This window comes from Pseudonocardia sp. EC080619-01 (genome assembly GCF_001420995.1).
In the GTDB taxonomy this organism is placed as follows: domain Bacteria; phylum Actinomycetota; class Actinomycetes; order Mycobacteriales; family Pseudonocardiaceae; genus Pseudonocardia.
Genome location: NZ_CP012184.1, coordinates 780,416 through 792,527, shown reverse-complemented (window position 1 = coordinate 792,527; position 12,112 = coordinate 780,416). Strand labels below are relative to the sequence as shown.

General features: G+C 75.8%; 10 protein-coding genes. 7 read left to right on the top strand and 3 right to left on the bottom strand.

All coding sequences use genetic code 11. The features are described from left to right. The first annotated feature begins 31 nt into the window (after positions 1–31). A complete protein-coding gene (locus tag AD017_RS03650; protein WP_060572863.1) occupies positions 32–1,894 on the top strand; it encodes a primary-amine oxidase in 1,863 nt (620 codons plus the stop codon). 3 nt (positions 1,895–1,897) lie between these two features. On the opposite strand, the gene AD017_RS03645 is transcribed toward AD017_RS03650, so the two are convergent. Next, positions 1,898–2,551, bottom strand: coding sequence for a GPP34 family phosphoprotein (locus tag AD017_RS03645; protein WP_060572861.1), 654 nt, complete (start codon positions 2,549–2,551; stop codon positions 1,898–1,900). A 142-nt stretch (positions 2,552–2,693) separates the two neighbouring features. On the opposite strand from AD017_RS03645, the gene AD017_RS03640 reads away from it, so the two are divergent. Continuing rightward, the gene (locus AD017_RS03640; protein WP_060572859.1) at positions 2,694–4,364 is read left to right on the top strand and encodes an APC family permease; all 1,671 of its coding nucleotides are present in this window, start codon (positions 2,694–2,696) and stop codon (positions 4,362–4,364) included. Here AD017_RS03640 and AD017_RS03635 read toward each other — a convergent pair. After that, positions 4,339–5,004 carry a TetR/AcrR family transcriptional regulator gene (locus tag AD017_RS03635; protein ID WP_010232518.1) on the bottom strand — a complete coding sequence of 222 codons (666 nt, stop codon included), beginning with the start codon at positions 5,002–5,004 and terminating at the stop codon, positions 4,339–4,341. The two genes, AD017_RS03640 and AD017_RS03635, sit on opposite strands and share 26 nt — an antisense overlap. 112 nt (positions 5,005–5,116) lie before the next feature. On the opposite strand from AD017_RS03635, the gene AD017_RS03630 reads away from it, so the two are divergent. The 3 genes from AD017_RS03630 (at position 5,117) to AD017_RS03620 (ending at position 8,901) form a co-directional block, all read left to right on the top strand. Next, positions 5,117–6,544, top strand: a complete 1,428-nt coding sequence (locus tag AD017_RS03630) for an MFS transporter (protein WP_060572857.1) — start codon at positions 5,117–5,119, stop codon at positions 6,542–6,544. Between the two features lie 13 nt (positions 6,545–6,557). After that, positions 6,558–7,757 (top strand): cytochrome P450, encoded by a 1,200-nt coding sequence (locus AD017_RS03625; RefSeq protein ID WP_060572855.1) that lies wholly within the window; start codon positions 6,558–6,560, stop codon positions 7,755–7,757. Positions 7,758–8,049: 292 nt separating this feature from the next. Continuing rightward, positions 8,050–8,901 carry a hypothetical protein gene (locus tag AD017_RS03620; protein ID WP_145986077.1) on the top strand — a complete coding sequence of 284 codons (852 nt, stop codon included), beginning with the start codon at positions 8,050–8,052 and terminating at the stop codon, positions 8,899–8,901. A gap of 7 nt (positions 8,902–8,908) precedes the next feature. Here AD017_RS03620 and AD017_RS03615 read toward each other — a convergent pair whose 3' ends face one another. Beyond that, positions 8,909–9,400: a DinB family protein gene (locus tag AD017_RS03615; protein WP_060572851.1), complete on the bottom strand. Its 492-nt coding sequence runs from the start codon at positions 9,398–9,400 to the stop codon at positions 8,909–8,911. Between the two features lie 97 nt (positions 9,401–9,497). On the opposite strand from AD017_RS03615, the gene AD017_RS03610 reads away from it, so the two are divergent. Both AD017_RS03610 and AD017_RS03605 read left to right on the top strand, forming a co-directional pair. After that, positions 9,498–10,805, top strand: coding sequence for a heparan-alpha-glucosaminide N-acetyltransferase domain-containing protein (locus tag AD017_RS03610; RefSeq protein ID WP_145982644.1), 1,308 nt, complete (start codon positions 9,498–9,500; stop codon positions 10,803–10,805). After that, entirely contained in the window at positions 10,802–12,103 is a 1,302-nt protein-coding gene (locus AD017_RS03605) for a sensor histidine kinase (protein WP_060572847.1), read from the top strand. The genes AD017_RS03610 and AD017_RS03605 overlap by 4 nt, the downstream gene beginning before the upstream one ends. The last annotated feature ends 9 nt before the right edge of the window (positions 12,104–12,112 follow it).

The following is a 12,112-nucleotide window of genomic DNA, read 5'->3' as shown; positions in this document are numbered from 1 at the left end:
CGGCACGCACCGGCACGACTGGAGAGGTCGCATGATCCACCCGCTGTCCCGGCTCACCGCCGCCGAGATCGACGCCGCACGCGCACTGCTGACGTCGCACGACCTGCTCGGTCCGGGCGTGCGCGTGCCGGTCCTCGCACTGGAGGAGCCGCCCCGGGCCGAGGTCGCCGCCCACCGCGACGGCGACCCGGTGGACCGCCGGGTGCGCGCCGTCCTGCTGGACCCGGCGTCCGGCACGTCCCGCACGGTGATCGCGTCGCTCACCCGGTCCACGGTGGACGCCACGGTCGAGCACGATCCGGCCGTCGACGGCCAGCCCCCGATCACGGGTGAGGAGATGGAGGGCGTCGACGCGATCGTGAAGGCCGACCCCGGCTGGCTGGCCGCGATGGCGGAACGGGGCGTCGAGGACGTCTCGCTGGTCGCGGCGTGCCCGCTGTCGGCGGGTTCGTTCGGGCTCCCGGGTGAGGAGGGGCGCCGGATGCTGCGGGTGCTGTCGTTCCTGCAGCACCGCCCGGACGACAGCCCGTGGGCGCACCCGATCGACGGCGTCGTGGCCTATGTGGACCTGCTGGAGCGCCGGGTCGTCGAGCTCGTCGACACCGGGGTCGTCCCGATCCCCGAGGAGGAGGGCAACTTCGGCGAGGGCCCCTACCGTGAGACCCGGCGGCCCCTGCACGTCACCCAGCCCGAGGGTGCCAGCTTCACCGTGTCCGGCGACGACGTCGTCGAGTGGGAGGGCTGGCGCTTCCGGATCGGCTTCGACCCGCGCGAGGGCCTCGTCCTGCAGCAGCTCTCGATCTCCGGCCGGCCGGTGGCGCACCGGGTGTCGGTCGCCGAGATGGTCGTCCCCTACGCCGACCCCGGTCCGGTCCGCTTCTGGCAGAACTACTTCGACGCCGGTGAGTACCTGCTCGGGCAGCAGGCGAACTCGCTCGAGCTCGGGTGCGACTGCGTCGGCGAGATCCACTATGTCGACGCCGTCGTCGCCGACCCGGACGCGCGGCCCCGCACGATCCGCAACGCGGTCTGCCTGCACGAGGAGGACGACGGCGTGCTCTGGAAGCACACCGACGTCTTCACCGGGAAGCAGGCGGTGCGGCGCCGCCGTCGCCTGGTGGTCTCGTTCTTCGCGACGATCGGCAACTACGACTACGGCTTCTACTGGCACCTCCACCCCGACGGCGCGATCGAGCTGGACGTGAAGTCCACCGGGGTCGTGTTCACCGGCGCCTACGACGAGCGGGCGTCCCGCTGGTCGAGCCAGGTCGCGCCCGGCCTCGGCGCGCCGTACCACCAGCACCTGTTCTGCGCCCGCCTCGACCTGACCGTCGACGGCGCGCGGGGTGCGGTCGACGAGCTCGACGTGCGGCGGCTGCCGGTCTCGGCGGACAACCCCTACGGCAACGCGTTCGAGCGCACCGTCACCCGGATCGCGTCCGAACGCGAGGCCGGCCGGTTCGCCGACCGCGGCGCCGGTCGCGTGTGGAGGGTCTCCTCCGCCGAGGCGCGCAACCGGTTCGGCGACCCGACCGCGTACGTGCTGGAGCCGGAGGACGGGCCGGCCCTGCTCGCCGACGACGGCTCCTCGATCGCCGGCCGGGCCGCGTTCGCGAGCCGGCACCTGTGGGTCACCGCCTACGACCCGCAGCGTCGCTACCCGGCGGGTGAGCTGGTGAACCAGCACGGCGGCGGGGCGGGACTGCCGGCGTGGGTGGGGGAGGACCGTGACGTCGACGGCGTCGAGCTGACGCTCTGGCACACCTTCGGCGTGACCCACTTCCCGCGTCCGGAGGACTGGCCGGTGATGCCGACCGCGTCCTGCGGGTTCCGGCTGACGCCCTCGGGTTTCTTCGACCGGAACCCGACCCTCGACGTGCCGCCGGGGCGCTGACCGTCAGCGCCGGACGGCGACGCCGGCCGCGGCGGCGGTCTCCGCCAGGCCCTGCCGCAGCCGCTCGACGGGCGCCGGCAGGTGCCCGGCCGCGTCGCGGGCCAGCGCCCGCGCGGTCGCCCGGTCGACCTCCGGCTCCAGCAGCCGTTCGACACCGAGTGCCGAGACCAGCACGAGGGTGACGGCGCCCGGCAGGGTGAAGGTGGCGGGCGCGCGGACCATCTCGCGCAACGCGATCGACGGTGCCCGCGCGGCGGTGGTGTCGGTCGCGGTGAGCCGGGTCCGGCTCCGGCCCAGCAGGGTCCGTCCCGTCGACTGCGCGAGCGTCCCGCGCTCCACCAGGTTGTTCCGGACGGCGTCGGTCAGCGGACCGCCGAGCGCCTCGATCCAGGCCCGGACGGGGTGGGCGCGGGGCTCGTGGGCGATGCTGTCGAGGACGAGGGTCGCCGCCTCGCCGGTCACCCGCGCCGCCGGGCCGGGCCGGGTGGCGACGACCCGGTCGTCGGCGCCGACGGTCAGCGCTCCGGCCATGACCAGGTCGGCCAGCTGGGCACCGACCAGGCCGCAGGCCAGGAGATCGGGCGCCAGTCCCGGGCGGCCCGCCGCCTCGTCGTACGCGATCAGGAACAAGCCGTTCGCCAGCGCGCCCTGTTCCACCTGTCGCCCCTCGATTCGATTTCACCCTGGGTAATTGCGCGAGCGCATATCGCCAACATTTCTTACCGATTTCGCGCCCGTTCTGACGTGACGTTATCATTCCGCATCGTCAAACGATTCTCCCCGAGTTCAGGAGTCGCGCATGTCCGCGCTCGCGACCGCAGACCGGCAGGTCCCCGGCCTGCGCCGGCGCCGCCTCGGTGTCGTGCACCTGGTGTTCTTCACCGTCGCCGCCTCGGCCCCGCTCACCGTCCTCGCGGGTGGTGTCACCACCGCGTACGCGGTGAGCGGCAACCAGGGAGTCCCGCTGGCGTTCCTCGGCGTCGCCGCGGTGCTCGTGCTGTTCGCGGTCGGCTACGCCGCGATGAGCCGGCACGTCGCGAACGCCGGTGCCTTCTACTCCTACCTCGCCCGCGGGCTCGGCAGGCCGGCCGGGGTCTCCGGGTCGTTCGTCGCGCTCGTCGCCTACAACGCGATCCAGATCGCGCTCTACGGACTGTTCGGCTCGACGATGTCCGACTTCGTCGGCGACGTCGCGGGCCTGCGGCTGCCGTGGTGGACCTGGGCGCTGTTCGCGATGCTGGCCGTCGGCTGGCTCGGGCTGCTGCGCGTGGACCTGAACGCGCGGATCCTCGCCGTGCTGCTGGTCGTCGAGGTGGCGGTGGTCGTCGGGTTCGACGTCGCCGGCTTCACCCGTCCCGCCGAGGGCGTGGTCACGGCCGAGCCGCTGATGCCCGCCACGCTGTTCGCGGGCGGGATCGGGGCGGTCGTCGCCTTCACGGTCGCGTCCTTCACCGGGTTCGAGTCCGGCGCGATCTACTCCGAGGAGGCGCGTGACCCGCGCCGGACGGTGGCCCGGGCGACCTTCGTCGCCGTCACCTTCACCGGCCTGTTCTACGCGCTGTCCGCCTGGGCGATGGTCGCCGCCACCGGGCCGTCGCAGCTGCAGGCGCGCGCGGGGGAGGAGGGGCCCGGCCTCGTCTTCGGGCCGCTGGCGGAGATGTTCGGGCCGGTCGTCGCCGACGTCGCCACCGTCCTGCTGCTCACCAGCGTCTTCGCGGCGCTGCTGAGCTTCCACAACGGTGTCGCCCGGTACCTGTTCGCGCTCGGCCGGGAGCGGGTCCTGCCCGGCGCGCTGGCCGCCGTCGGTGCCCGTTCCGGCGGCCCGGTCGCCGGGTCGGTGGCGCAGTCGGTGCTGGCGCTCGTCGTCGTCATGGGCTTCGCCGTCACCGCGGCCGACCCGATGCTGTCGCTGTTCAGCTGGTTCTCCGGGCTCTCGGCGATCGGCGTCGTGCTGCTGATGACCGGCACCTCGGTGGCCGTGATCGGGTTCTTCCGGCGCAACCGGACGGCGCCGGTGTCGGTGTGGTCGCGCCTCGTCGCCCCGGCGCTCGCGGCGCTGCTGCTCGCGGCGATCCTGGTCGTGCTCGTCGGTAACTTCGACGCGCTGCTCGGCACCGACCCGTCGTCGCCGGCCCGGTGGGTCCTGCCCGGGGTCGTACTGGTCGCCGCGGTCGCGGGCGGAGCGTGGGCGCTGAGCCTGCGCCGCAACCGTCCGGAGGTCTACGAGGGCATCGGCGGCGGCGCCCCGGCGCCGGACGGCCTCGCCCCCGACACCGGCGCGCCCACCGTCTACCGCCGGCGGATCGGCGAGACCGGGCCGGCCGACTGGGCGGGCGCCGGGACCGCGGACCCCGACGACGTCGCCCCGGACAACGCCCCGGACGACGGCGACACGACGGTCTTCACGATGCCCGGCCGGCCCGGGAACGAGGAGACGACCGAGTTCAGGCGCCCGGACCTGCGGGACTGACCGGCGCCGTCCACACCCCGACGAGCACGTCGACCAGCCCCGTCGCGGCGTCCGCCCAGGACGACCGCGGCGTGGGCAGGCCCTCGGCCAGCGCCCGCTCCCGCTCGGCGAAATGGTGCACGAGCAGCTGACGGCAGATCTCACCGCGCTCGAGCCGGACCTCCGGCGGCAGCGTGGGGAGCCGGGCGTTCAGCCCGTCGAGGACGACGGTCAGCGACCGCGACGCGAGCGACTCGGCGACCATGATCTCCCGCAGCGCGGGGTCGGTCATCACCTGCGCCCCGAACCGCGCGTACCAGGTCGGCGCCCCGGCCGCGGCGAGGTGGTCGGCGACCGGCCGGACCAGGGCGTCGACCCAGTCGCGGAGGTCCGCCTCGGGCGGCAGCCGGGCCGCCGTCTCCTCGCGGCGGGCGTCCATCGCCCCGGCCTGGCGCCGGATGAGCGCGCGGACGAGATCGGCCTTCGTGCCGAAGTGGTAGCCGACGACGGTGTTGTTGCCCTGTCCGGCCGCCTCCGCCACGGCCCGGTTCGACACCGCGTGGACGCCGTGCTCGGCGAAGAGCCGCTCGGCGGCCTCCAGGATCCGTTCCCGGGTCGCCGCGGCGCGCTCGCTCGGGCCGCTCGTGCTCACCGTGCTCATCTCGTCGCCTCCCGTCCGGGGTCGCGGTGCCCAGGGAACCGTTCCGCTTGCATTAAGTCAAGTGATTGACTTAGCGTCGGCGGTGTCCCGCACCGGTGTCGCAGGAGTGTGCATGTCCCGTCCCTCGAGCTCCCCGGCCTCCCCCGTGGACGCTCCCACCCCCATCGGGCCGCCGTCCGCGCTGGTCGCCGTGCTCGCCGCGGCGGGCATCGTCGTCTCGCTCCAGCAGACCGTGGTGGTCCCGCTCGTCCCGCTGTTCCCGTCCCTGCTGGGTGCCGACCCGGCGGACACCGCGTGGATCGTCACCGCGACACTCCTGGCCGGCGCCGTCGCCGTCCCGGTGGTCGGACGGTTCGCCGACATGGTCGGCAAGCGCCGGATGCTGCTCGTCTGCCTCGGCGTGCTGGTGACCGGCTCCGTGGTGGCCGCGCTCAGCACCTCGCTGGTCCCGCTGGTGGTCGGGCGGGCGCTGCAGGGACTGGCCGCGGGCGTCGTCCCGCTGGGGATCAGCCTGATGCGGGACCTGCTGCCCGCGGAGCGGGTCGGCTCGGCCACCGCGACGATGAGCGCCTCACTCGGCGTCGGCGGCGCGCTCGGCCTCCCCGCGTCCGCGCTGGTGGTGCAGGTCGCCGACTGGCACGCACTGTTCTGGGCCGCCGCGGTGCTCGGGGCCGCGGTGATCGCCCTGGTGGTGCTGCTCGTCCCGGAGTCCCCGCAGCGGACCGGGGGACGGTTCGACCTGCCCGGTGCACTGCTGCTCGCGGTGGCCCTCGTCGGGCTGTTGCTCGCGGTGTCGAAGGGCGGCGACTGGGGCTGGGCGAGCCCGCTCACGCTGTCGCTGCTCGCCGTCGCGGCGGTGGCGCTGGCCGGTTTCGGGCTGCGCGAGCTGCGCACCCCCGATCCGCTGATCGACCTGCGGGTCAGCCGGCGGCGCCCGCTGCTGCTCACCAACACCGCGTCCGCCGTGTTCGGGTTCTCGATGTTCGCGATGTCGCTGGTCTTCCCGCAGCTGCTGCAGCTGCCCGAGGAGACCGGCTACGGGCTCGGGCAGTCGATCCTGGTCGCCGGCCTCGTCCTCGCGCCCGGCGGGCTCTGCATGATGGCGATGTCCCCGGTGTCGGCGCGGATCAGCGCCCGCTACGGCCCGCGGACGACGCTGATGGCCGGCGCCGTCGTCGTCGCCGCCGGGTACGGGCTGGGGGCCGCGTTCCACGCCGCGGTGTGGCAGCTGCTGGTGAGCTCCGTCGTGATCAGCGCCGGCATCGGACTGGCCTACGGCGCGATGCCCGCCCTGGTCATGGCCGCGGTGCCGGTCACCCAGACCGCGGCCGCCAACAGCCTCAACAACCTGATGCGGGCGATCGGCCTGTCCACCGCCGGTGCCGTCGCGGGCGTCCTGCTCGCCCGGATGACGACGGCGGGTCCCGGCGGCTCCGTCGTCCCGTCCGAGGCCGCGTTCTCCCTGGTGATGCTGCTCGGGGCCGGCTCCGCGCTGGTCGCGATGGCCGTCACCGCCGCCATTCCCCGCACCCGACCCTGACGGAGGACCACCCGTGACCACCACCGAGGAGCCCCGGCCGATCGAGCTGCGCCGCAGCGGGTTCGGCCCCGCCCCGGACGCCGCGGAGCTGCGGGAGCAGCCGGGCGTCGTCCGCGTCCCCACGCCGTTCGGCCCGTCCGCGTGGCTGCTGACCCGGCACGCCGACGTCCGCCGGATGCTCGGCGACGCCACCACCTTCCGCAACGGCTGGACGCCCGCCGACCTGACGGGTGGCCCGAGCCGCGACCCGCGCCAGCTCTCCGGCGACCGCACCGGCAACCTGCTCTCCCTCGACCCGCCCGACCACACCCGGCTGCGCCGCCTGCTGACCCCGGAGTTCACGGTGCGGCGGATGCGCAGGCTCGAACCGCGGATCGTCGAGATCGTCGACGAGCACCTCGACGCCGTCGAGCGCGACGACGCCCCGGCCGATCTCGTCCGGCTCTTCGCGCTGCCCGTCCCGTCGCTGGTGATCTGCGAGCTGCTCGGCGTGCCGCCCGCCGACCAGGACGAGTTCCAGACCCGCACGGCCCGCCAGCTCGACACCACCCTCGGCGAGGCCGAGCGCGTCGAGCTGGCCGCCGAGGCACTGGCGTACATGCAGGACCTCGTCGCGCGGGCCCGCCGCGACCCCGGCGAGGACCTGATCGGGATGCTGATCCGTGAGCACGCCGACGTCGTGACCGACGCCGAGCTCGTCGGCATCGCGAACCTGCTGCTCGTGGCGGGGCACGAGACGACGTCGAACATGCTCGCCCTCGGCACGCTGGCGCTGCTCCGGCACCCCGACCAGCTCGCACTGGTCCGCGACGACCCGGACGCCGTGCCCGCCGCCGTCGAGGAGCTGCTGCGCTGGATCTCGATCGTCAACTCCGGGTCGCCCCGGCTCGCCACCACCGACGTCGAGTTCGACGGCACCACGATCCCGGCGGGCGACCTCGTGCTGTTCAACCTGCCCGCGGCCAACCGCGATCCCGGGATCGCCGACGACCCGGAGCGGCTCGACGTGACCCGCCGCCCCACCAACCACGTCGCGTTCGGGCACGGCATCCACCACTGCCTCGGCGCGCCGCTGGCCCGCGCCGAGATGCGGGTGGCGTTCCCGGCGCTGCTGCGCCGGTTCCCGGGGCTGCGGCTCGCCACCGACGACGGCATCGCCTGGGCCAGCCACAAGGCGATCTTCGGTCTGGAGGAGCTGCCGGTCGCCTGGTGAGCCCACCGTCACCCGCTCGTGCGTTTCTCCGGTGCTCCGGGGTGCATCCGGGGTGTACGGCTGGCCCCGGTGGACCGGCACCGCGACGATCGCCCCTCGGCTTACGAGCAGGGGGTGCAGTGCGGTGACGGGCGGGGTCGGCGACGACGACGGTGAGCACGGGGGCGACGACCGGACGTCGTCCCGCGGGCGGTCGGCGGAACCCCCGCCGCGGCCCCCGATCCGTCCGTCCGGTGAGCCGGCCGAGCCGGTCGTGACCACTGACCCGGCACCGACGCTCCACGGTGGACCGATGCCGGTCGTCCCCGCCACGCCGTCCCGGACGGTGTCGCGGGCGGTGACGCTCGGCGTCGCGGGCGCGGTACTGGCCGTCGCGGGTGCGGCGGGCGGGGTCGCGGTCGCGGTCGCCGCCGCACGCCCGGACGGCGGCTGGCCGCAGCTCGGGACGCCGCCCGCCGTCGCGGACCCGCCGGCGGTCGACGGCGGCCCGCGCGCGGCGCCCGGTCCGGTCCCGGACGCGGTGGACCCCGGCGCCGTCGCCCGCCTCCCCGGTGCGGGAGATCCGTCGCGGCCGGTGGAGCCGGAGCGGCGGCCCGCCCATCGCGCCGCCGAGCCCGGTCCGGTCGCGCCGCGACCGGGTGCCGGTGCGCACCGCCCACCGGCTCCGGCGCCGGGTGCCGGGCCCGGCGGTGGTGTTCAGGCCCGGCCGGGCCCGGGCGCGCCGGCGCGACCCGCTCCGACGCGGGGAGCGGCCCCCACCGCCCCGCCGGACACCGGGCCGGGGACGGCGCCCGGCACGGAGCCGGGGCAGGGGCAGCCGCCCGGAACGGGCACGGCACCCGGCACGGCCCCGGCACCGGGCACGACTCCCGGTGCGGGGACGGAGCCCGGGTCCGGTTCCTCGCCGGGTGCGGGTACCGAGCCGGACCCTGGCACGGCGCCCGGGGCGGGCACGACGCCGGCCGGTCCGGCACCCGGGGCGGGCACGACGCCGGGCACCGCTCCCGGTGGCGACGGTGCACCGGGGCCGTCGGCCGGGCCCGGGGTCTCCGGGGCCGACCCGGGCGGTCCGGGGGCGGCGCCGACGGCTCCGCCGGACCCGGCCCGGCGCACCGGGTCCCCGGGCCCCGCCGGCTCGGGGTGACGGTCGATCACCCCGCCCGGTCGGCGGCGAGCACCTGCTCCCGCAGGATGTCCGCGTGCCCGCAGTGGTGGGCCAGCTCCCGCAGCACCTGCAGGTGCAGCCAGCGCACCGTGATCGGCCGCCCGCGGCCGTGCACGGTGTCGTCCAGCGACAGGTCGGCGACGGCGGCGCGGGACCGCTCGGCCACCGCGCGGTAGCGGGCGCGGACCGCGGCCACGGTGTCGTCGTCGGTGAACTCGAAGGAGTCCTCGACCGACTCCGGGATGCCGAGCTCCGCCCGCGTCGCCCCGGTCACGGCCTGTCCGAACCAGACCGTCTCGACGAACGCCGCGTGCCCGACCAGTCCCAGCAGCGTCGTCCGGGACGGGACGAGCCGGCGGCGGGCCTGCTCCTCGGTCAGCCCGTCGAGGGAGGCGTCGAGGAGGGCGCGGTACTCGTCGAGGAAAGCGGTGAGCTGGGCGCGTTCGGCGCCGTCCTGGACGGCGAACGGGCTGGTCATGAGGTCACAGCCTAGGGGGCCTCATGCCGTGGTCGGACGCGGGAATCCGTCCCGGCTCCGACGCGGCCGGCCGGGCCGGGAGGCCATCGTCGACACCATGACCACGACCGAGTCCCCCACCGAGCCGTCCGGCATCGCCGCCGTCGGCCGCTTCCCGGCGGTCCCGGCACCGCGCCCGGCACGGGCGCCCACCGCACCGGCGCCGTGGCGGACCGGCCGCCGGTCCGGCGCGTCCGGCCGGGAGCGGCTGGCGGGCGTCGACGCCGCCCGCGGCCTCGCCGTCCTCGGGATGATCGTCGCCCACGTCGCGGCCGCGGAGGCGACCTCCACGCTCTGGACTCTGGTGAACGGCCGCGCGGCCGTCCTGTTCGGAGTGCTCGGCGGCGTGTCGCTCGCGCTCATGGCGCGGTCCGCGCTGCGCTCCGGCGATCCCCGTGACCGGGCCGCGCTGCGCCGCCGGGTCGCCGTGCGCGCCGGTCTGCTGATCGTGCTCGGTGTCGTCCTCGCCGCGGTGAGCACCGGACCGATGGTGATCCTGGCCGTCTACGGCGTCGAGTTCCTGCTGGTGCTGCCGCTGCTGTTCGCCGGGGCGCGGACGCTGACCGCCACCGCCTCGGTGTGGGCGGTCGCCGGGCCGCTGCTGTCGTTCGCCCTGCGTTCGGTTCTGCCGGGGCCGACCACCGCGGACGGCGGCACCATCCTCGGCGGGGTGCTGCAGGCGTCCGACCTCACCTCGGGCGCCGGCCTGGTCCGGGCCGTCGACGTGCTGCTGCTCTCGGGTGCCTATCCCGTGCTGACCTGGATGCCGTTCCTGCTGCTGGGCATGGCGATCGGCCGGCTCGACCTGCGCGCCGCCGCCGGCAGGCTGCTCGCCGGGGGCCTCGTCGGTGCCACGATCGGGTACGGGGGATCATGGCTCGCCGTGGACGTGCTCGGCGGGCGGCAGGCGCTGCTGGGCAGCGTCGCGCCCGTCGCCGACCGGCTCGGCATGCCGCCGGAGGCCGCGCTCGAGATCCTGGGTTCGTCGTCGTACGGCACGGTCGCGACGACGACGCCGGCCTGGCTGCTCGTCGCCGCCCCGCACAGCGGCAGCCCGTTCGACGTCGTCGGGGCGGCCGGGGTCGCCGTCGCGGTGCTCGGGCTGTGCCTGCTCGTGGCCCGCGCCGTCCCGGCGCTGCTCGTGCCGCTCGCCGCGACCGGCTCGCTGGCGCTGACCGTCTACGCCGGACACATCGTGGTGCTGACCCTGGCCGGCGGCGCACCGGAGACCTCGCCGTGGGCCGTCACCGCCGTGTTCTGCGCGATCGCGGTCCTCTTCGCCGCCGGCTGGCGGGGGCTGGCCGGTCGCGGCCCGCTCGAACAGGTCGTGCACGTCCTCTCGGCGCGCGCCGGAGGTGCCCGATGACCGCCGCGTTCCGGACCCTGCGCCGCTACCTGAACGACATCGGCCGCCCCTCGTCGGCGGAGGAGCCCACGCTCGTCGAACGGTTCGTCGTGCTCTGCCGGCGCAACCCCGTCGTCGTCGACGCGGTGCTCGCCGCGCTGCTGATCGGGATCGCGGTCAGCTGGACGTTCGAGGGCAAGGTCATGGCCTCCCAGCGGACGGCCGCCCTCGTCGTCGCGGTCCTCGCCGCCGCGCCGGTGGTGTTCCGGCGCGCGTACCCGATCCCGGCGGCGGTGGCCACGGCGGTCGTCGCGACCGTCTGCACGGTCGCGCTGCCGGGGACGCTCGCCGCGTTCCTGCTCCCCGCGCTCGTGATGGGGTACTCGGCGGTGGCCTACGGGCCCCGCTGGGCGGGCCCCGTGGCCGTGCTCCTGCTCCTCGCGGGGATGTTCGGGCCGTTCCTGCTGCGGGGGGCCGTGCCGCAGATGGGACTGCTCGGCATGGCCGTGGTCGGTGGCTACATGCTGCTGGTCGCGATCGGCGTCTGGCTGACCGGCTCGCTGCGCCGTGCGTCGTTCCGGCACACCGAGGGTCTGCGCGACCGGGCCCGGCTGCTGGAGGAGAGCCGCCGCCAGGAGGTCCGGATCGAGCTGCTCGCCGAGCGCTCGCGGATCTCCCGGGAGGTGCACGACGTCGTCGCGCACTCGCTGTCCGGCATCATCGCCCAGGCCGACGGCGGCCAGTTCGCCGCGCAGCGCGACCCGCAGAAGGCGGTCGACGTGCTCGCCGGGATCGCCGACACCGGCCGCGAGGCGCTCGCCGACGTCCGCGGGCTGCTGGAGATGCTGCGCGACACCGGCCCCGACGACCCGGCCGACAGCACCACCGACACCGCAGGCCGCCCGCAGCCCGGCACCGACGACGTCCCCGCGCTGGTCGAGCAGGTCCGCGCCGGCGGTCTCCCGGTCGACCTGGAGGTCACGGGCACGCCGCGGACCGTCCCCACCGGCCCCGGCCTGACCGCCTACCGGGTGGTCCAGGAGGCCCTCACCAACGTGATCAAGCACGCCGGTCCCGGCACACCCACCCACGTCCGTCTGGAGTGGAGCACCGACGAGCTGGCCGTGCGCGTCCGCGACGAGGGTGCCCGCGGCCCCGTGCCGCGCCCGCCCCGCGGCGGGCACGGCCTGACCGGGATGCGCGAGCGGGCCGCCCTGCACGGCGGCTCGGTCGAGACCGGGCCGCACCCCGACGGCGGCTGGTCCGTCCGGCTGCGGCTCCCGGTGCCCCCGTCGACACCCACCCGAGGAGAACGGTGAACCCTGTCC